At 51.5% G+C, this 19,411-nt stretch carries 18 protein-coding genes; 2 read left to right on the plus strand and 16 right to left on the minus strand.

Annotated elements, in window-relative coordinates:
* Nucleotides 1–61: 61 nt before the first annotated feature.
* From HBA55_RS36130 to HBA55_RS36175, 10 genes are all read right to left on the minus strand, one after another.
* Nucleotides 62–1,195 (minus strand): TonB-dependent receptor, encoded by a 1,134-nt coding sequence (locus HBA55_RS36130; protein ID WP_167000890.1) that lies wholly within the window; start codon nt 1,193–1,195, stop codon nt 62–64.
* A gap of 158 nt (nt 1,196–1,353) precedes the next feature.
* Complete coding sequence (locus tag HBA55_RS36135; RefSeq protein ID WP_167000892.1) at nt 1,354–2,400, minus strand: helix-turn-helix domain-containing protein; 1,047 nt, start codon at nt 2,398–2,400, stop codon at nt 1,354–1,356.
* A gap of 99 nt (nt 2,401–2,499) precedes the next feature.
* A complete protein-coding gene (locus HBA55_RS36140; RefSeq protein WP_167000894.1) occupies nt 2,500–4,032 on the minus strand; it encodes a sialidase family protein in 1,533 nt (510 codons plus the stop codon).
* 35 nt (nt 4,033–4,067) lie between these two features.
* Nucleotides 4,068–5,498, minus strand: coding sequence for an amidohydrolase family protein (locus HBA55_RS36145; protein ID WP_167000896.1), 1,431 nt, complete (start codon nt 5,496–5,498; stop codon nt 4,068–4,070).
* Between the two features lie 143 nt (nt 5,499–5,641).
* Nucleotides 5,642–7,843, minus strand: a complete 2,202-nt coding sequence (locus HBA55_RS36150; protein ID WP_167000899.1) for a TonB-dependent receptor — start codon at nt 7,841–7,843, stop codon at nt 5,642–5,644.
* 243 nt (nt 7,844–8,086) lie between these two features.
* Nucleotides 8,087–9,337, minus strand: a complete 1,251-nt coding sequence (locus HBA55_RS36155) for a metal-dependent hydrolase family protein (protein ID WP_167000901.1) — start codon at nt 9,335–9,337, stop codon at nt 8,087–8,089.
* Nucleotides 9,338–9,400: 63 nt separating this feature from the next.
* Nucleotides 9,401–9,964: a cupin domain-containing protein gene (locus HBA55_RS36160; RefSeq protein ID WP_167000903.1), complete on the minus strand. Its 564-nt coding sequence runs from the start codon at nt 9,962–9,964 to the stop codon at nt 9,401–9,403.
* Between the two features lie 109 nt (nt 9,965–10,073).
* Entirely contained in the window at nt 10,074–11,099 is a 1,026-nt protein-coding gene (locus HBA55_RS36165; protein WP_167000905.1) for a zinc-dependent alcohol dehydrogenase family protein, read from the minus strand.
* A 9-nt stretch (nt 11,100–11,108) separates the two neighbouring features.
* Complete coding sequence (locus tag HBA55_RS36170) at nt 11,109–12,311, minus strand: cytochrome P450 (RefSeq protein ID WP_167000907.1); 1,203 nt, start codon at nt 12,309–12,311, stop codon at nt 11,109–11,111.
* 24 nt (nt 12,312–12,335) lie between these two features.
* Nucleotides 12,336–12,656, minus strand: a complete 321-nt coding sequence (locus HBA55_RS36175) for a 2Fe-2S iron-sulfur cluster-binding protein (RefSeq protein ID WP_167000909.1) — start codon at nt 12,654–12,656, stop codon at nt 12,336–12,338.
* A 285-nt stretch (nt 12,657–12,941) separates the two neighbouring features.
* Here HBA55_RS36175 and HBA55_RS38135 point away from each other — a divergent pair, with 285 nt between their 5' ends.
* Both HBA55_RS38135 and HBA55_RS36185 read left to right on the plus strand, forming a co-directional pair.
* Nucleotides 12,942–13,634, plus strand: a complete 693-nt coding sequence (locus HBA55_RS38135) for an FCD domain-containing protein (RefSeq protein ID WP_167000911.1) — start codon at nt 12,942–12,944, stop codon at nt 13,632–13,634.
* A gap of 42 nt (nt 13,635–13,676) precedes the next feature.
* Nucleotides 13,677–14,408, plus strand: a complete 732-nt coding sequence (locus tag HBA55_RS36185) for a substrate-binding periplasmic protein (protein ID WP_167000913.1) — start codon at nt 13,677–13,679, stop codon at nt 14,406–14,408.
* Nucleotides 14,409–14,524: 116 nt separating this feature from the next.
* Here the strand turns inward: HBA55_RS36185 and HBA55_RS36190 are convergent, their stop codons facing one another.
* The 6 genes from HBA55_RS36190 to HBA55_RS36215 form a co-directional block, all read right to left on the minus strand.
* On the minus strand, nt 14,525–14,953 hold the full coding sequence (locus tag HBA55_RS36190) for a GlcG/HbpS family heme-binding protein (RefSeq protein ID WP_167000915.1): 429 nt from the start codon (nt 14,951–14,953) through the stop codon (nt 14,525–14,527).
* A 76-nt stretch (nt 14,954–15,029) separates the two neighbouring features.
* On the minus strand, nt 15,030–16,220 hold the full coding sequence (locus HBA55_RS36195) for a peptide MFS transporter (protein ID WP_167000917.1): 1,191 nt from the start codon (nt 16,218–16,220) through the stop codon (nt 15,030–15,032).
* On the minus strand, nt 16,217–16,420 hold the full coding sequence (locus tag HBA55_RS36200) for a hypothetical protein (protein ID WP_167000919.1): 204 nt from the start codon (nt 16,418–16,420) through the stop codon (nt 16,217–16,219). Before HBA55_RS36200 ends, HBA55_RS36195 begins: the two co-directional genes overlap by 4 nt.
* A gap of 31 nt (nt 16,421–16,451) precedes the next feature.
* Nucleotides 16,452–17,243, minus strand: coding sequence for an amidohydrolase family protein (locus HBA55_RS36205; RefSeq protein ID WP_167000921.1), 792 nt, complete (start codon nt 17,241–17,243; stop codon nt 16,452–16,454).
* A 30-nt stretch (nt 17,244–17,273) separates the two neighbouring features.
* Nucleotides 17,274–17,546 carry a hypothetical protein gene (locus HBA55_RS36210; protein ID WP_167000923.1) on the minus strand — a complete coding sequence of 91 codons (273 nt, stop codon included), beginning with the start codon at nt 17,544–17,546 and terminating at the stop codon, nt 17,274–17,276.
* A 29-nt stretch (nt 17,547–17,575) separates the two neighbouring features.
* Nucleotides 17,576–19,327 (minus strand): gamma-glutamyltransferase, encoded by a 1,752-nt coding sequence (locus tag HBA55_RS36215; RefSeq protein WP_167000925.1) that lies wholly within the window; start codon nt 19,325–19,327, stop codon nt 17,576–17,578.
* Nucleotides 19,328–19,411: the final 84 nt, after the last annotated feature.

Raw genomic sequence — 19,411 nt, forward strand, 5'->3', positions numbered from 1 at the left:
GCCTTGACCGGAAAACACCGGATGAGGTTTACTTCAATACAACGCCGCTTTCCCTGGTGGCTTAAACCTTGGCGTGGATCCACTTATAGAATGGGGATGAGCTGTTCAAAGGAAGGGGGCCAGCTCTGGCAATCCACTGCAGGGGCTTATCCCCGTTTGATTGCAGCCTGAACTCCTGGCCGATACTCTTAGTATCGGTTAACGCGTTAAATGATACTCCAGCCCCGGTATAGATAGTATTCAATAGCGCAAAATCAGAATCACCAAAGGACTCATTGGTGTCATAGGAGGTAATCGATATAAAGTCCATACCCTGCAAATGATAATTCAAATTAAGGCTAACAGAGAGTGAGTCGACGTTATCTGCAGAAAAACTACTGGCTATAAATTTGCGATATTGGCTGTCGGTTACGTCAATATCATTGTGTAGAGGTACCCTGGCCTCCTGCTTAAAGTAGCTGGTTGTAAATCTCGCATCAAATGCTTCGCCAGGCTCATAGATCAGCGACAAACGTGCGCCTTCACTCTCTGACTCATCGATAGACTCCCCGGTTGTATCCGAGTCAAAAAAGCCATCTGTCTCGTCGTAGAAACCTGACAAGCGTGCATACAGGTTCTGCTCAGTCAAAGCACCAGACACGGCGAAATCTATCTTTCGACTATCCTTGTTCCCGACATCAACACCAACTTCCGCTTCGAATTCATCAGAAGGTGTTGCGGTCGTGATATTGATGGCCCCGGCCAGCGTATTACGGCCGTATAGGGTACCCTGGGGACCACGCAGGACCTCTATCCGCTCTACATCATGGAAACCCGCAGCAAAAAATGACTGGTTAGGCTGGAAAACACCGTCGACAAAGAGGCCAACACCTGGTGTCACTGAGGAGAGCTCCGTTGCCCCTACCCCGCGCATAGAGATTCGATTCTGCATTCCAAATGTCTGGCTGTAATTCAAGCCTGGCACAGTACCTGATAACTGTTGAAAGTTATTAATACCTTGTTTTTCAAGGTCGTCACCACCGATAACTTCCAGGGACAATGGCACTTCCATTTGAGTTTCGCTACGCTTTCGCGCCGTAACTATTATTTCCTCCAGCAAGGATTCGACGCCTTCTGTTTCTGCAGAAAGGGCTAACGGGGTATGTGATAGACTTAATGCCAAGCCGACATGTGCTGCAAGCAGGACTCTCTTCATATTCTTCGCCTCTTGGGATCAATGTTGATCCCTGTACTGGTCTGAACAAGCAATCTTTATGTTTGAGGCTTTAGTCTATCGCTCTGAGCCGGCAGAAGTTATGGAAAAGTAACGATTAGTTATGAATTATTCACTACTTTTGGGTCATTAGGGGAGAATTATGTGCTCTTGGCCTTTCGAAATTGTGCAGGAGTCATCCCATAACTGGATGAAAACGCATAAATAAAGTTACTTGAGTGACTGTATCCTAATTCATGGGCAATAATTGATACAGATTTGTTGCTATTCTTCAGCTCTTGAGACGCAATATCCAGCTTTAGCTGTTTAGTATACTGACCAATCGTCATCCCATATCGCTGCTTGAAACCATGATTTAACTTATTTCGATTCTGACCAAAGTGCCTACAGAGTTCATCAATAGAGGGCGGTGAAGCATAGGATTTTTGGATTAGAAAATGTATTTCCTCAATCCAACCATCACAGGCATCAAGTGGTTGTTCCTTTTTAAACGTTTCCGCTCGAACTGCCAATTTTTGGTCTTTCGGGTGGGTTTCAATATAACGGCACAATAATTCAGCGCCTTTAGCCCTCAGGAATGTATGGCGCACCTTACCGGTGTAAGTGCAATTCAGAATATCCCGCGTTGCCTGTATCATGGAAGATGTTATTTGGGAGCGCTCAAAAAACACTTCGTTCATTTGTCCACTTTTTATTTCTTTAAAGGGACTTGGATAAGACTTATGATCACCAAAGGTTTCAAAAAAATCCTTGCTGGTGACATAAAAGGAAACGCCCTGATTCTGGATACCAACCGGAACGTATGATGTGATAACTTCGCCTTTCGGAAAATACAAAATCATACAGGCTGCATGGGGTGTATTTTTTAAGCGTTGCTGTCCCTTGGAGAACTGAAATTCGCCGTTAAGCGAAAAGCGTATTAACAGCAAGTCGTCTTCCGACTCAACACCCGCTCCCTTTAATTGTTTTAAGGGCCTTGAGAGCGTCATGTCTTGCACATACATGCGAAAGCGGGGCAAAGGAGACACGATTTCCAGCGTTCCTTGGCCATAGTCCTTGCGGAGATTCAGCAGCACGCCTTCTTCGTCACACGTGAGCGTCGGGTCACAATAGAGTTCGTTCAACCCCCCCTTACTCTTGTCGCTCCCTGAGTGCATTTCAATAATAGAATCCGTGAAGTCGGACATCACCTGGCCCTAAGAGATATCAATGAGTTCTCATATGCATGTACTATATCAGTTTAGCCATAGATTTATGAGCTTTCAGTTCTTCAGTTTTGGTCGCCATTATTGCTCCACCGTAATTCGGTTAAAGTGCATATCGGAACGACCATGCTTATTCAGTGGCGCAGCTACCGGATAGGCAACACCAAAGCTGTTACTGCTCAACGCCTTAACTTCCACATAGTTACCCATATAGAGTGGCTGGTGCGGGGTCGGTGCTTGCTTCATGTCGAAAGACTCAGACAGCGGCACCTCTTTCCAGCTGTTGCCGCCATCTGTAGACACCGCAAACATCGCCCGTGAGGTGATTTGACCATCATCCGGGATATCGTCACGGGAGTCGTACCAGAAAGCACCGAGTGTGCCCTTGTCGGTTACGGCTATGGAGGCATTCCAAATCGGTCCTTTAACTGCCGTAATGGCCGCTGCTTCACTCCAGCTAACGCCTCGATCCGCCGAAGCTGAAAACAGCAACTGCCCCTGCTCTTTTTGGGGGCTACCACACCAACCAACCGAAGTAGCGAGCGTTAAGTCGAGCATCGAACAAATTGTTGAGCGCTCAAAACGAGAGGCAATTTGATAGAGGCGATCATCAGAGCCTACAGTTACAGGCACATCGATGGCCATTACCGTATCCCCTTCCGGGTGGTTAAAAACGCCGGTATTGGAGATCAACGGCAGCTCAAAAGGCTGGCTCCAATCGCCTTGTTTATTATCGATAGCGCCCACTAATCCGGCATTCAGGAACCAGTCCATCTTTTCCTGGGTATTTGGTCCTACCGCCAGCAGCTGGCCATCCGAGAACTGAACCAGATCCAGTGCACCGAACCCTTCCATCACCTTTTCTGGCTTGCTCCAGCTTTTACCACCGTCGCTGGTTTTTGCGATATAGACGTATTTATCCTCCAGGTGAGGGCTCATATGCTCCAGTACACTGGGGTTTTCACCCACCGCCCAAAGCACCACGGCATGGCCTTCGCGCTGTTTGTCCGCGGCCACCAGCACCATATGCTGGTATTCACCCATGGGAGATAATTCCAAGGGCTTGGACCAGGTTTTGCCGCCGTCTTCGGAAACGGCAGCAACCACCTTGCTGTCCATCCAGGCATCCATGGTTGCATCCATTGGCTGACCTTCAGGCAGAAAATTGCCCTGGGTATGGGCGAGATAGAGCCGGCCACTGGCATCGGTATCAATATCCTGATCGCCATAGGCGTTGTAGTCGGTTCCAGTACAGGGGGAGTGTTCGGGCGGCTCTGATTCCTGCCAGGTTTTGCCACCGTCTTGGGTGTAAGCGGCCGAGACCGCGAGAATCGGATCGCGCATAAACGCCACCGTCATCTCGTCTGGATTATTGGGATTTACTGCTAGACGAGGATCCGTCTCTTCATCCTTTATAAAGGTAAAACCATCGCTCAGTTGGCCGCACATATCCTCAAACGGGGATATTCCCGAACCCACCATCACCGGCTCGGATACCTTCACCGAGAGCCTGGCCGGTGTAGGCTCCATAACCGATTGACTGCAACCCGCGAGCCCAATAGCTGCAGAAGTAGCTAGCACAGCACGAACCAATGCGGCTGTTGAAACTCTCATATATTTTCCCGTTTTTTGTTGGTTTGAGCAGATGCTTATTGAGTACGAAGTCTACTCTGCTCAATCACCTTGCCCTGGGTAACGACCGTATCGATATACTGGGCATTTTTGATGGTCTCCAGCGGGTTTTTGTTCAGCAACAGGAAGTCGGCAACCTTGCCCGCTTCCACCGTGCCAAATTCGTCGCTCTTGCCCAAGGCCTCAGCGGCATTTTTAGTGGCAGCCTGAATCAGGTTGGCAGGTGTAATGCCCTCCTCTTCCAGCATCTGCATTTCGGTGTGAACCGCCACACCGTGAGGTGTGCCGATATGGGAACCGTCGGAGCCGATCAGGAACTTGGCACCGGCACTCTGCAAGCGTCGCACGCTGTCACCAAGGGGTTCACGGATGTCACCCAACATAAATTGCAGCCCCCAGGACGAGAGCTTAAAGGCGACCTTTTTCATAAAACTGTCGGGGTAGTCGATATAGGTGCTAATCACCTCTTTGTCAGCACACTGCTCTTCAATGGGTGTCATCCGGTATTCCCGCTCCATCACTTCCGTGTACTTGGGGAATACAGCAATGGTTGGCGCGACAAAAATACCCTTGTCGACAATTTTCTGCACAGACTCATCGCTGATGGGCTCATCAAAAGCGATATGGGCAAAAGCATCCAGGTTGGTATCAACGACGGCTTCCACCTCTTCTCGGGCCATCACATGGGTTAATACCGACAGGCCCAGTTTGTGGGCTTCATCCGCTGCAGCACGCAGTACCGGCGCGTACTGTTGAGGGGTCACTTCTGCGTCTATCATGGGAGGCCCAAGGTAACCCAGCTTGATAGCATCGGCACCTTTACTGGCGAAGAAGCGAATTTTTTCACGCATTTCGGCTTCGGTATCCGCTGAAAAAACGGCGTCCTCACCGTCAAATTTCCACTCCATACCACTATTGCTGATAGGTCCTCCGGCGACCAGCACCCTCGGTGCCAGCTCCAGCTGTTTGGCTTGCTCTTTGGCACCAAACTCAATATGTAACGGACCACCGACAGACAGTGCCGTGGTTACCCCGCTGCAAAGATAACGGCTGAGAGTATAGGGCTGGCGCTGTTTAACCCATGCAATATCCGCCTCTTCGGTAATTTCGTCGTCAAACATGGGGACCACTTTGTCCATATGAATGCGGCCGCTTTCAAAAAAATGCATATGGGTGTCGATAAAGCCAGGGACTATGTATTTACCATTGGCCGCAACGGTTGTTACATCTGCGGGTAAAGCCACGTCAGATGATGCACCGGCAGCCAGTATGCGATCACCTGCGATCAACACTGTTGCATCAGTAACAGGTTCGCCGCCATTACCATCGATAAGCGTAGCCCCCACAAAGGCGGTAAGCGGTTGCTCTGGCTCACCAGCAGGCTCGGTAGCAAAGCAGGTTGCCGTTATAGCCAATGCCAATGCACTGGCGGCGATGCGTTTTACCATAATTGCCTCATACTGTTTCATGGGGTAAATATAATCCATATGGATTAAACATATCAAACTTAATGTCTGGCTCCAAAAAAAACACCCCCGCTATTCAAGCGAGGGTCAGGGTATAGCTTACTCGCTACCCCCAAGAGGAGAGTTTAGTGCTTGACAGTGACCTTCACCCCGAAAGTACGTGGTGCGTTGACTGAGCCGGCCACATCGGGAAAACCCGGGGTAGAGAAGAAAGACGTCGACATCCAACCAAATGACTCCTCCTCGGTCAGGTTTTTACCGTAGAGTTCAAGGCTCCAGAATTCGTCCGCTGAATCAAAACGTATGTTGGCATTAACCGTATGATAGGACCCTTCGGTGACCACATCGTCCTCGAAAACGTTGTAGCGGGTTTCATCGGTCCAGGCGTAATCGCCGCTGAAGGTCAGCGTACCGGCGTCAGCCACATTCATGCTGTATTGCGCCGCCAAACTGAACGTCATCTCCGGGGCATAGGGCATCTGATTACCGGAAACGTCCACCAGGGAGCCGTCATAGTCCAGCGCATTTTCGAAATCATCGTACTCACCCTGGGTATAGGTGAAACTCGAAGTCAGCATCAAGTTCTCTGACGGGCGAACAGACAGATCCGCTTCAATTCCATACACGGTAGCCGTTGCCGCATTTTGCACACTGGATAAGCTGGCGGAAGAGGCATCAAACACCAGTACCTGCAGGTCTTCAATATCATTGTAGAAGGCTGCCAGGTTTAGCGTCACGCGGCCACCCATAAGCGTGGATTTAACGCCGGTTTCATAGGCCAGGATCAACTCTTCGTCATAGGCTGAGCCATCACCATTGAAGGAGCCACTTTTGAAGCCGGTCGATACGGTGCCGTAAAGCATCACATCTTCGTTAATGAAATAGTCGATACCCAGTTTAGGATCGATGGAACTCCAGTCTTCATCAGCGGTAACCGCCGAAGGAATAGTGACAAACCCAAGGCCAGGATCAAAAGCCGTGGTTAATGAGTTGGTATCAATTTCCGCCTCTTCGTAACTGTAGCGCAAGCCCAGATTGATATTCAGGTTATCGCTCAGCATGTACTTCACGTTGGTAAATGCTGAATAGGCCGTACGCTCATCCAAAGTATCGGAGATAATGCTCATGCCTAACCCCGCAACGTCAACCAAACTGGTACCGTCACGTTCACTGTCAAAGTAATAGAGCCCCATCAGCCATTCGGTCTTGTCGCCTTTACCGATTAATTGCAGTTCTTGCGTAAAGACCTGTTTATCATCTTCAGCATTCATACCACCTATGGGGGCTTCCGTGGTATCCAAATCGGTAATCCACAGGCCTTCCCGCTCCCGATAACCGGTTATCGATTTAAGCAGCAGGTTTTCGCTCAGATCTTTTTCCAGCGTCAGCGACAGGCCTGTGAACTCTTCTTTGATCCGCTCATCCACATCGGTACTGATGGTATAAAAGTCACTGTAGACTTGCCCCCCCAGCAGATGACCCACATTGGTATCGGTGGCGGGACGGTAGTTGGGTGAATAATCCTGATCCAGGTAGTCCATCTTTAAGGTGGCATTCAAGCTATTACTGATGTCAAAGGTCAGGGTCGCATTGGCTACCAGTGTGTCCTCATCCATACCGTCATCGGCGGTAGGACTCTCGTTGTCAATGTAACCGTCATGGGAACGCTTCTGAATGGCCAGGCGACCACCCACTTTCTCAGACAGGGGGCCGCTGATCATGCCCGTGAATTCCTGGGCATTGTAGTCACCTGCGCCAATACTGGCTTTGTACTCCAGCTCATCACCGGGATTTTGGGTAATGATATTGATGGCACCGGAGGTGGAGTTGCGGCCATAGAGTGTACCCTGGGGACCGCGTAACACCTCTACCCGCTCGACATCCAGAAAACCAGCGAGCCAGTTGCCGCTGTCCTCAACCACGACGCCATCAAAATGCACCGCCACGTTACCCAAACCGTTGAAGTCTGCCTGGGTGCCCATGCCACGCATCACCAGGGTGGTTGCCGGCCCGTTGACGGCAATATCCAGCCCCGGCGTAAACATTTCCAGGTCGCGGATATTAACAATGCCCTTCTGTGCCAGCGCGTCCTCGGTGAACGCCGTGATTGCAATGGGGGTATCCTGAATACTGGTTGAAGACATCTTAGTGGCGGTAACTATTATCTCCTCAAGCAGGAAGCCCAGATCTTCTTCCGCCTGAGCTCCTGGCACCATGGCACCGGACATCGCCAGGCTACCTGTCAACGCCAGCATCGAAAACGATGCTTTGTTTTTTTTGTGACTCACTTTCTTATCACACACCATAGATGTTATAGGTTTACTCATTATTCACGCTCTCCCGATTGGGGTGGTTTTTATTAGATGGATTCAAGTGTATCCGCGTCAGGCATTTTGTTAGCCCAAGCGATCACAAATAACTCAATCTAATCTTATGATAAAATTATCGATAATTTCAACAAGCAAAATATCACTACCAAATAGTACTTTATGCGTTTCACCTATATACGCAGTTCCCTCCAGGGCAAACGTCCTTATTTACCCGCATACCACTCCATTTATTACTTAAAACTATAAAAAACTACTCGAGTATTCTGAAATCAGCTGGCCATTTTGCACAATACCCGCCAACGCACCTTCGTCCTGGGCAAACAGGCTGATATCTTCCAGGGGGTTGCCATTCAAGAGCAGCAGATCCGCACAGGCACCCGGAGCAATGACACCCAGTTCACCTTCCTGACCGAGAATACGGGCATTGATGGATGTCGCCTGCATCAATACCTCCGCCGGTGAATACACCTGTGCGCGCAATTCAAATTCCAGGCATTGATGACGCTCCAAATCCCCTAACAGGTCGGTGCCGAAGCCCACGGTAACACCGGCGTCTTTCATGTTTTGCAAACCGCTGTGCATGACATCCACCACCTTGCGCAATTTGTCCATAGACACCTGCGGGTAGCCCAGGGCTTCACCTTCGCGCAACAGCGCGGTGGCAATGGCCAGTGTAGGCACGATATTGGTGCCCTTCTGCGCCGCCAGCTGTGCCGTCTGTGGTGAGATCATGGTGCCGTGTTCGATACAGTGCACCCCCAGCTCAATGGCCCGGCGGATGGCATTATCCGGGTGAATGTGCGCAGTACAGTAAGTACCGTAGCGATCCACCTCGTCGACAATCGCCAACACCTCGTCATCGCTGAACTGGATGGCTTCCAGGGGACTGGAGGTACTGGACACACCACCGGACGCAGCGAATTTGATAAAGCTGCCACCGCGACGCAAATTGTCGCGCACGGCGCGGCGCACCTGGTCCACCCCGTCTACGGTGATGGTCATATGACCGGCATAGGTGCAGCCACAGGTCCAACAGCCCCCGTCCTCGTGCTCGTGGACCGCACGCACATCACCGTGGCCACCGGTCTGGCTGATAATCTTGCCGCAATAGATTAATCGCGGCCCTTTCACCAGCCCCTGCTCCAGCGCCTGGGCCAAGCCTATGTCTGCACCACCGCAATCGCGCACGGTGGTGAAGCCACGGGCGAGCATATTCTCCAGCCGCTGGTTGGCGTGGTGAGCAATCAGGGTGACCGGTTTGCGGTCGTTGTTAAGCAGATTAATATCGGCGGCGTAAGCGTGTATGTGGGCATCGATCAGGCCCGGCATCAACACGCGGCCACCGGCGTCGATCACTTTGGCTTCAGCGGGCAGCGGCTCACCGACAGGCAACAGCTGGGTGATACGATCCCCCTCCACGACCACGTTCACGTCATCTCGCAGTTGCGGTTGCAGGCCGTCAAATACACGGCTATTGGTAAATATCATCATCGCAGGCTTGCCCCTGGTAATACAAAATAAATACTGTCAAGAATGCAACGCATATTCGTTACACTATTCAAACTCCAGCCCCACTTTTTCGCGGAAGAACTTGAGATAGTCGGCGTCTTTTTCCGAAATCTGTTCGGCGGTTTTCTTCGGAAATAAAATGTCTTTACGATCGTGAACACCACCACTGATGATCACCTGCAAGACACCTTCTTCGTCGCTGACATTGCGGAAGGCCCGGTTGACCTGCGGCGGCACCGAAATGGTATCGAATTCCCCCAGCACCACACTGTGCTCGCCTTCGTCACCCCAGAAAAATTCAAAACGGCCTTTCATTACCGTGAAAGTTTCGTGGGTTTTGTGATGAGAATGTAGAGTCGGCCCGGTTCCCGCGGGGCAAATTGCATAGGTGATGGTAATACCCGCGGCGCCCACTATGGGGGCGTCGCTGCCAAAGGGCGAGTCTGGATCCTCACCCAGGGTGATCACGGGTTTGAGTTTGCGCGAGTAAATCAGGTCCATCACATCCTGCGGCACTTCAGGATTCTTTTGGGTTTCCAGTACCTGCAGTTCATCAAAGCGGGCGACCCGCTTTGCCATTTCTTCCGGGGTTGGGGTTATGGTTGCCATAATGTCCTCTTGCTCTTTAGTTAACAGCTAACAGTACACAGCTAACAGTGAAAGCCTGTTTATCCGATCCTTAGCTGTTAGCTTTTAAGCGTTTTCAGATACGAAATAATTAGGGAATCACCACAATCTTGCCAATATGCTTGCCGTTTGCGAGATCCTGATGAGCCTCGACAATCTCATCCAGTTCGAAGGTTTTTGTAATCAGCGGTTTTAATGCACCAACGGAGACGCCGTACTCCAGAAAGTCCATGGCTTCATCCATCGCCACGTCATTTCGGGGCAGGTTCATGGCCTGACTGCCGGAGTAGCCGTAGATGGTAAAACCCTTGATGGTGAGATACTTGGGCGCCATCTGGTAAATAGAGTGTGTTGCCTCGGCAGTGCCCAAAGCACCGTAGTGAATAATACGGGCGCGCCAGCCACACATTTCGCTGAGCGCCTGACAGCAATCCCCCATCACCGGGTCCAGAACCACATCCACACCTTTGCCGGTAATGGCCATGACTTGATCGACGATGTCATCGCCCCAGACCAGCACATGATCAAAACCCAGCTCTTTTAAGTGCTCGGCTTTGGCCGGGTTACGCACTACGCCAATAACCCGAGCACCCGCTAACCTGGCAATCTGGCAGGCTGCCATGGAGGTGGTGGCGGCGGCCGCATTGAGCAACACCCACTCGCCCGCTTTCACTTGCGCCTCTTTAATTAATGCAAAATACATGGGCACAAACGCCAACGAAAAGCCGGCCCCCTCCAGGTCGGAAAAACCGGTGGGAGTTTTAATGAGGGAGAATTCCGGCAGCAGCGCATATTCACCGTAAATAGGGTAACGGTTGATAGACATGGAAGAGAGTGAGCTGGCGCGATCCCCCACTTTCCAGCGAGTAACGCCTTCACCAACCGCAATGACTTCGCCACAGACTTCAGTGCCCAAGCCGGAGGGAAACTCCGGTTTTTCCAGATAGGTGCCAGAGCGATACATGGCATCGCCCTGGGTCATGCCAATACCGAGCACCTTAATCGCCACTTCACCAGCTTGCGGTTCCCGTAGCGAAGCGGTTTCCAGCTTCAACACTTCGGGTCCACCGGTCTCGTGAAGGCGAACTATTTTATAGCTATCGACCAAACTCATCATCTTTACTCACTAAGAGCTTAATTTCAGGTGGTAGTAATCAACACCGGTCAGAATGCCGTTGCCCATACTGCGGAATGAACCCGCACCGCGTGTCTCTTCAATGGTGCTGGTCGCCTCCAGCAGTCGCTTGAACGCCATTCGCACTTCCATACGCGCCAGCACATTGCCGATACACATATGGATACCACTACCGAATGCCAGATGACGATTGGGCTTGCGGGTAATATCAAAGGTTTCCGGGTTTTCAATAACGTCCGGATCAAGACTGGCCGAGCCATTCCAAAGCGCCAGGGACTCGCCCTTGTATATCTTCACACCACGGATTTCCATATCTTCGCCAGCGATACGATCCTGCTTGCGAATGGTACCGCGCATGCGCAGCATCTCTTCCACCGCACCGTCAATCAGGTCCGGATTGTCGCGCAACATCTGCATCTGCTGCGGGTGACGAATCAGCTCCTGCATGCCGTTGGCCATTAAATTCATGGTGGTTTCAAAACCGGCGCCCAGCAACAGAATACATAGCCCGGTCAAGTGCCTCGGCTCATCAATCTGGGTGGCAATCTCATTGAGCATATTTTGCCTGGGGTTTCTTACGCGCTCTTCGAGGTGTTTATTGAAGTAGTCCGTCAAGACGGTAATGGCCGTACCCAATTGCGCCTCGATATCTGGCCTTTGTCGTTTCCAGAACACCGCCTGGCCATCATTTTTGGCCAGGTTCTGTGTCATTTCGAACATTAACGGCCAGTCTTTCTCCGGTATATCACAGATATGACAGATGGTGCCGAGAGAAACTCGCATGGCAAAGGTGCGCAAAAAATCGACCTCGCCTTTATCCACTGTGTCGGCGATAGCCTGGTCAATCTGCTCCTCAACAATGGCTTCCATTTTATGCACCGCACTGGGCAAAAACAGCGGCGCCACAATATCGCGGTAGGTGGTGTGCAAGGGGGGATCATTGCCAATCAGGATAGACGCATCACCCAACGCCTTTTTGTTGTACTCCTCACTGCGCTGGCTGGAAAAGGTTTTCCAATCGCGCAGGGCCGCACGAATATCGTCGTTGCGGAACAGCGATACCACCGGCATCAGTGTGCCCTGGTGGCGATACACCGGGTGATTCTCGCGCATGCGCTTAAACTCTGCAAAGGCATTGCGCTCAAAATAATCGGAGAGCGGATCAAACTCGTGTTCTATTGGATCGGACGACATACTCTTGCTCCTTAATGCCAATCATTAAACTTGATGCTCTGGAATGTGCACCACCATTCCATTGAGGCTTTCATCAACCACAATCTGACAGGCCAGGCGGGATTTTTCGGTCACATCCATAGCGCCTTGCAGCATGGCATCCTCGGTGTCGCTTTTGGCGGGCACCTTGGCCTGCCACTCCGGCTCCACCATCACGTGACAGGTGGCACAAACGCAGGCGCCGCCACACTCCCCCAGAATACCTGGCACCAGGTTATCCACCGCGACATCCATCAAGGTGCGGCCGTCATCGGCCTCAACCGTATGTTCCTCGCCGCTGGATTCAATAAATCGAATACTGGTCATCGTTAAGTTCTCCATCTTTATCGCCATACAATATTATCGATAATTTATATCTCAGATTATCGATAATATCAACGATAATTAGAGATAAGGAAGGCACACGTAATAACCAAAAATGCAGAAAGCCCACTAACCATTTGATTTTATTGACTTTTTAATTTCATAGATTGTCGCTATCTTTATCGAAAATGTAACAACAAGATCAATTAAAGGTATATCTATAAGCACTGGTTGCGCTAAAATTACCGCTAATGCTCATTAATAGATGCTGATTAAACAGGAGTCACTGTGGCAAAAGTTAGCGCCCTCAAAGATACCGCCCCAAAGGCGTCTCCAAAAACTTCATCCGTCGACAAGGTGATTGAGCTGTTATTAGACGGTATTCAACGGGGCAAGATAGTACCCGGGCAACGCCTGATCACCTCGGAGTTGTCGAAAGACATGGGAACCAGCCTGGCACCGGTGCGCGAAGCGTTTCACCTGTTGGCCGGCCAGGGGCTGCTGGAGCTGCTGCCCAACCGGGGAGCCCGGGTGCGGGAACTCACCACCGAGAACCTGCTCGAGGGCGTGCAAATTTTGCAGGTGGTCGGGGGCCTGGCAATTCGTCTGGCCAGTAAAAACAAACCCAACGAAGCCCAGACCAAAGCACTGAATAACATCATGGCGCGGATTTACCAGGCGGGAGAAGAACGCGATGCCACGGAGTTTTTCCTGGCTATCTCTGCCTCACACCGCTATATGAACGACCTGGCCGGCAATTCCTACCTCAACCCCGTTGTCAGCCGCTTACACCTGGAATATTTCAACAGCCAGCTGGCGACCATCATTCCAGGCAATTGGGACCGCTATCTCAGCAATTATCGTGAACTGGGTGCCCTGGTGGCTTCCGGAGACTATAAGAAATTGGAACAAACCCTCGACAAGCATTTTGATTGGGTGATGAGTATTCTGCGGGAGAAGATTGAGCAGGAACAAGGTTAAAGGCTGCACTCATCGAAACCCTGCGTAAGAGGCGTCACCTAATTGCGGTTGCTTATTCAGCTTTCTATACCTATTTTGTCCGTGCTGCTTTTATGCGCGCCGCTCTCGACAGTTGCGGCGAAGGGCACGGTTACGATCGGGTTCGACCACTGGCCTCCCTATAGCTTCAAAAACGCTCCCGAGCAAGGCATCATTTTTCCCCTCATTCAAAAAGCCCTGTCGCATTCCGGCTATCAGGCAATACCACACTTTTACCCACCCAAAAGACTGTTGCCCCAGCTGTTACAGAATAAGGAAATAGATACCGTCTGCGGTGTATGGCGTACAGCAGAGCGGGAGGCGTTTCTGCTGTTCTCTCTCCCCATACTCACGAACCACCTGAGTTTCTATGCGGTCGCAGGCCATTCTCACCCATTCGTCGAGTTGAGCGACTTGCAGGGCTACCGCATTGGTCTTATCAGAGGCTACGAGTACAATGAGGGCACCAAGAAAACTCAACTCCAATCGCTCAAGGTGACCCTAGTAACCTCCGCAGCGGAACTCTTCAAAATGCTGGCGGCGGGACGTATTGATCTGGCCCTGTCGGATCAACGGGTTGCGGACTGGGCATCTGAAAAAATTATGTCGGCAACCAGCTTTGAAACCGTGGGAAACGTGTTTTTGTCCAAGGATTTGCACTGCGTCACCAGTAAAAATCACCCGAGGGCACAAGAGCTGATTGACGCAATCAATGCAGGCTTGCGTGAAGGTGACATTGCGCCCATCACTCGCTGAATAGCTCCCCGACAAGGTCCCCTTTACTCGCTCCACTCTCCACTCTCACTCGAGTTTGCGGCAGCTACCTAACGGAGCAAGAGTATCCAAGAAGGCAATATACCATCCCCGAGCACTCAAGTGTCATGCCTTTGCAGAAAGTAATCAATACCCGCCTGGGCACACTCCATATCCTGCGCAGGTGTTCCCGAACTCAGGCCTATACCGCCAACCACCTCACCGTCGACCACCACCGGCAAACCACCGCCGACAACACTGAGACGTCCGCCCACTTCAGTATGGATACCAAAGGCGAGACTGCCAGGCACGCAGGCCTCATTGTATTCATGGGTAGCCTTGCGTGCCGCTGCTGCGGTGTAGGCCTTATCCAGGGCGATAGTCGCACTGGTGACTTTACCTCCGTCCATACGGGTAAAGGCAATCGGGGTTCCGGATTCGTCTACGACGGAAATACACATGGGTACGCCGATTTTTTGCTCCTGCTTGCTGGCCCCTTCGATCAGCAACTGGGCCTCTGCCAGTGACAGCCGGTTAATTGTAATCATGGTAATGCCCTTTAGACTTGTGTGAATAACCCACACGCAATTGGTTAAATTTATTGGTGGTCAACGATCAAAAAGGTCAGGAACAAAGACCCACACCGCGATAAAAACGCAAAATAAAGCTGTCACCATGGGTTTCATCCCGGTCATGCATGTGCTGATACAAAAAGGGTGACAATAAATACAGCATTAAACCAAAACAAATGGCGATGCCGCCAAAGGCAAAAAAAGCAGAGGCATAGGTATCCAGAGCAGCGCCGGCATCCACCAAGCTGCCATCAGCCCGTTGTGCCACCTGCGTGAATCGCGCCGCCAACTCTCCCGCGACAATGCTGCCGATCGCCAAGGACACAAAATAGGCCCCCATCATCATGCCGAGCACGCGCCTGGGGCAGAGTTTGGTAATCATGCTCATGGAGATTGGCGCCTGGCATAATTCGCCAATGACCATCAACACAAATATCATCACAAACCAGAACAGACTAATGCGCATGCCGTCATCACTGAAAGATTGCCCCAGGGAGGGCATCATAAAGGCCAGCCCCACCAGTACCAGCGACAACGCAAACTTCACCGGGATATTGGGGTTTAAATGGCGTTTGGCCAACCAGAACCACAAAAAGCTCAATACCGGCGCCAGGGTAATCACAAAAACAGAAGGCAGGCCGTTTAACTGAGACGCGGCAATTTCCACGCCGAACAGATCGCGATCAACCAGTCGGTCAGAGAACAATGTCAGCGAGCCAAACATCTGCATGTAAAGGGACCAGAAAATAATCGCAAATACGATCAATGTGGCCACCACCAGCATTCGGTCCCGCTCCAGAGGCTGACAGCGAAAGATCGAGAAATACATGACAAACAGCCCCAAACCAGCGGCAAACCACAACAAGGTGCCTGACGCCAGGGCATACACATTCAAAGCCTGCCAGACAAGTACCACCAGCAAGAGGGCACAACCATAAATAGCCCACTCCCGGGTAATGCCCGGCAGTAGCTTGCGGCGCAGGGCTTCAGGGTTTGGAGGGCTGGTTCTGTCACCCAGGAATTTCTGGCCGTAGAGAAAGGTGCACATGGCCACCAGCATACCTATGCCCGCGGCGGCAAAGCCGTAACGCATACCAAGCCAGTTGCCCAATCCGCCACAAACCAGAGGCCCCAGCGCCCCGCCGATATTGATACCCATATAGAAGGTGGTAAAACCCGAGTCCCGGCGTGCATCTTCGGGCTCATAGAGTGCCCCCACCACCGTCGATATATTGGCTTTCAAGAAACCAACACCGGCAGCATCCACACCAGGGCACCATAAGCGGCTACGATTTTGTTGCCCTCGGCATCTGACAGCAGATAGGTTTTGGTCAAGTGCAGGATAAGCAGCGATAACATGCCGTAATAGGCGAACCGCTCCCACATTTCAGTCAAGAAACAAACAAATAACCCCTTGGGGTGCCCCATAAACGTTGCAGACATGCAGTCATTCTCCAGGCAATTGGTTCACTTCTTACAAAAGGGCGCGCACAAACTCGCCGCCTTTCATAATCATCGAGAAGTTCTCGTCCGGCTTGGTCATGACATGGATATCTTCCAGCGGGTTTTTGTCGATGGCGATAATGTCTGCGAAAGCGCCCGGTGCGATACAACCGACCATACCGTCTTTTTTCATGATTTCCGCATTGATGCTGGTGGCAGAACGCAGCTGGTCGATGGGTTTAACGATATCTGCGCGGAATTCAAATTCGCGATTCTGCACTTTGCGCAATTCGTTGCGGCAGAATTTGCGTACCTCATCAACACCGTCAACCACTTCGGAGAAAGTCGAGTTGGCGGCGCAACCACAAATATCATCGGCCGCATCCGATGGACGCATATCGCCGTGACCACCGGTTTGTGACAGGGCCTTGCCGCCATGATAAAAGCGCGGCCCTTCCATTAGCCCCTGGTTAATGGCCAACTGCAGGCCAATTTCACCACCGGCGGGGTCACGTACCGTGGTATAGCCGCGATGCAATGTACCCTTTAGCAGCCGCGCGGCGTGAGCCACTTTCATCGGCATGGTCATGGTGTCGAGCTTGTGCATATTAAAGGTGATGGAGTAAGCATGGAAATGCAGGTCCAACAAGCCCGGCATCACAAACCGCCCGCCCATATCGATGACACCGGCATCACTCAGGGATACATCACCGGTTGTGACTTCACGGATCAAGTCGTTCTCGATCACAATGCTGCCGTTTTCAATCAGTTCTTCGTTGCTGCCATCGAAGATAGTGCAGTTTTTTAAGATATTGATAGTCATGTCAATTCTCTTTCGCTCCCAGCTGTTAGGTCACTGTTTTTCCAAAGACTGCTTTAACTCCAGCATCACCTTGTCCAAATACTGCTGCGCGCCTTTTTGGCCGCTGCTTATGTAATTAGCAATTTGCTGCTGAGGGTTAGCCCCCTCGGGTGCAGGAATATACAACTGCGTATAGGCGTCGAGACTATATTTAACGCCTGACTCTGTAGAGGTCAGGTAATAGCTGGCATTAACGGTCATCCCTTTGAATGGCGGTGCCAGGTAGGTAGCAAACAGTGAGAAGCGTTTGTTCTGCTCATCCATTTCGGTAATTTTTGCGATACGCTCATACTTTACAATGCAAATGCCTGGGCACTGCGCCTTGGGTCACCACAAGCGTGAGCCAGACCACTTTCATCAAAATAGATGCCGTCGAAGGAGCCATTTGACCAATTCCACGGGTTTTGCAACTGGTACTTAGCATCGTGCTTATTCAGGTAATCGAGCACTGACTTGTCCATATGCCCTTCAACGAAGAAGGCGCCCGGCACCTTTGCCCCCCAGGCACTGCCGAATCGCGGTTGATGGACGGCCTCTTCAATGTTCATGTCGAAGTCCAGCAGGCTGGTGCTCACTTGTACAATATTTTCTACCAGTCCGACACTCGGCGAACCCGACATCAATACGGGCTTGCCATTTTTAGTAAACAGGTTTGGTCCAATTCGGGCTTTAATCCGCTCGCCGGGTTTGGGAATACCGGAACCGTAATGGGCGGAGGCGGCACAAATATTAATGCCGTCAACAAACAGGCCGTTGCTCCAGGGCCATGACATACAGGAGTGCAATACGGTGGCTACGTTGCCCTCGGCATCGGTGACGGTGAGATGATTGGAACCCGGTGGTGGTGGCGCTACCGTATCCATCTCCGAGGCGAGACTGGCAATGCCCCGTTTACGCAATTCGCTCAAGCGCTCTTCGGCCAATTCCATCGACATAATACGCTCGATATTGGGGCGATTATTCTGATAGTGCCAACCCATGGCCTGCTCCGTCACCAGGTCGATGGTACGACGCATGGTCAGCAGGGTTTCACCGGACTGGGACGCGGGGCCCATGGACTTCAGGTCCAACAGCGAAAGTACATTGAAAATCTCACCCAGGAACTGACCACCAAAATCTGGATAAGGTGCCCCGAAATAATCATACTCGCGATACCGAGTGCGAGCAGCGTCCTGCCACATGGGTTTATAGGCCGCAAAATCTTCCGGCGTCACCCAACCGCCGTTTTCCTGCACCAACTTGGAGAATTTTTCGGCAAAAGCACCGTGATAGAAGTAGTCGTTGCCCTCTTCTACCAACCGCTCCAACAGATCCGCCGCACGCTTTTGATAAAGCTTTTCACCCACGTTGGGAATATTGGTGCCATTGGGCATAAAAATTTCCCGACCGGCTTCGGTGCGGCACAGGTGGCTCATTTCGGCAAACATTTCCCCCCAGAGGAAGGGGTGAATTTCAAAGCCGTTGCGGGCATAGTCAATGGCCGGCGCCACCAGGCGTTTTTTCGGCAGAGTGCCGTACACCTTCAACGCCTCTTCCACCCCGGCCCAGAACCCGGGTACGGTCACACCGCGACCATCATTCATCATCTCAACGGCGTTTTTGTTCCACTCGTCTTGATTCACCGGTAGATTGAGCGGTGCATTGTTACTGCAGTTGAGGTAGCTAACCTTGCCGGTTTTGGCCTCGTAGTAGAGCATGGACCAGACCCCGGTGAGGGTAGTCATATGGGGCTCAACAACACTTTGCGCGATAGAGGCGGCCACTATGGCATCTACGGCATTACCACCGTCACTCATGACATCCAGCGCCGCCTGAGTGACTAATGGGTGAGTTGATACTGCCAGGCCCTTGCGACCGGAAGCCGGCTGTTTGCGACCGAAATCTGCCATGGCGACCAGTTGCTGGCGCTTCTTGTCACTCAGTATGCCACCCGCCGTAGGCCTAACGGCACCAGCAGGAGCCGCAGTGGCACAACCCGATAGTCCGGTGGTGGATGCCAGTGCCACTCCCGCCGCCAGACTTCCCATAAATTCACGTCTACGCATTACATCGCTCCCGCTCTTATAAGCCAGCTAGTTTAAACTAACATTAAATCAGTTGATTGAAAATCTAGCCTATCAAAAAAGGGG

It is taken from the genome of Pseudomaricurvus alkylphenolicus, from assembly GCF_011683955.1.
GTDB classification, from domain to species: Bacteria; Pseudomonadota; Gammaproteobacteria; order Pseudomonadales; family Cellvibrionaceae; genus Pseudomaricurvus; species Pseudomaricurvus alkylphenolicus.

Excerpts from the sequence above, each read along its gene's own strand:
- HBA55_RS36130 (WP_167000890.1), bottom strand. The coding sequence starts at position 1,195 with ATGAAGAGAGTCCTGCTTGCAGCACATGTCGGCTTGGCATTAAGTCTA.
- HBA55_RS36135 (WP_167000892.1), bottom strand. The coding sequence starts at position 2,400 with ATGTCCGACTTCACGGATTCTATTATTGAAATGCACTCAGGGAGCGAC.
- HBA55_RS36140 (WP_167000894.1), bottom strand. The coding sequence starts at position 4,032 with ATGAGAGTTTCAACAGCCGCATTGGTTCGTGCTGTGCTAGCTACTTCT.
- HBA55_RS36145 (WP_167000896.1), bottom strand. The coding sequence starts at position 5,498 with ATGGTAAAACGCATCGCCGCCAGTGCATTGGCATTGGCTATAACGGCA.
- HBA55_RS36150 (WP_167000899.1), bottom strand. The coding sequence starts at position 7,843 with ATGAGTAAACCTATAACATCTATGGTGTGTGATAAGAAAGTGAGTCAC.
- HBA55_RS36155 (WP_167000901.1), bottom strand. The coding sequence starts at position 9,337 with ATGATGATATTTACCAATAGCCGTGTATTTGACGGCCTGCAACCGCAA.
- HBA55_RS36160 (WP_167000903.1), bottom strand. The coding sequence starts at position 9,964 with ATGGCAACCATAACCCCAACCCCGGAAGAAATGGCAAAGCGGGTCGCC.
- HBA55_RS36165 (WP_167000905.1), bottom strand. The coding sequence starts at position 11,099 with ATGATGAGTTTGGTCGATAGCTATAAAATAGTTCGCCTTCACGAGACC.
- HBA55_RS36170 (WP_167000907.1), bottom strand. The coding sequence starts at position 12,311 with ATGTCGTCCGATCCAATAGAACACGAGTTTGATCCGCTCTCCGATTAT.
- HBA55_RS36175 (WP_167000909.1), bottom strand. The coding sequence starts at position 12,656 with ATGACCAGTATTCGATTTATTGAATCCAGCGGCGAGGAACATACGGTT.
- HBA55_RS36190 (WP_167000915.1), bottom strand. The coding sequence starts at position 14,953 with ATGATTACAATTAACCGGCTGTCACTGGCAGAGGCCCAGTTGCTGATC.
- HBA55_RS36200 (WP_167000919.1), bottom strand. The coding sequence starts at position 16,420 with ATGTCTGCAACGTTTATGGGGCACCCCAAGGGGTTATTTGTTTGTTTC.
- HBA55_RS36205 (WP_167000921.1), bottom strand. The coding sequence starts at position 17,243 with ATGACTATCAATATCTTAAAAAACTGCACTATCTTCGATGGCAGCAAC.
- HBA55_RS36210 (WP_167000923.1), bottom strand. The coding sequence starts at position 17,546 with ATGGATGAGCAGAACAAACGCTTCTCACTGTTTGCTACCTACCTGGCA.
- HBA55_RS36215 (WP_167000925.1), bottom strand. The coding sequence starts at position 19,327 with ATGCGTAGACGTGAATTTATGGGAAGTCTGGCGGCGGGAGTGGCACTG.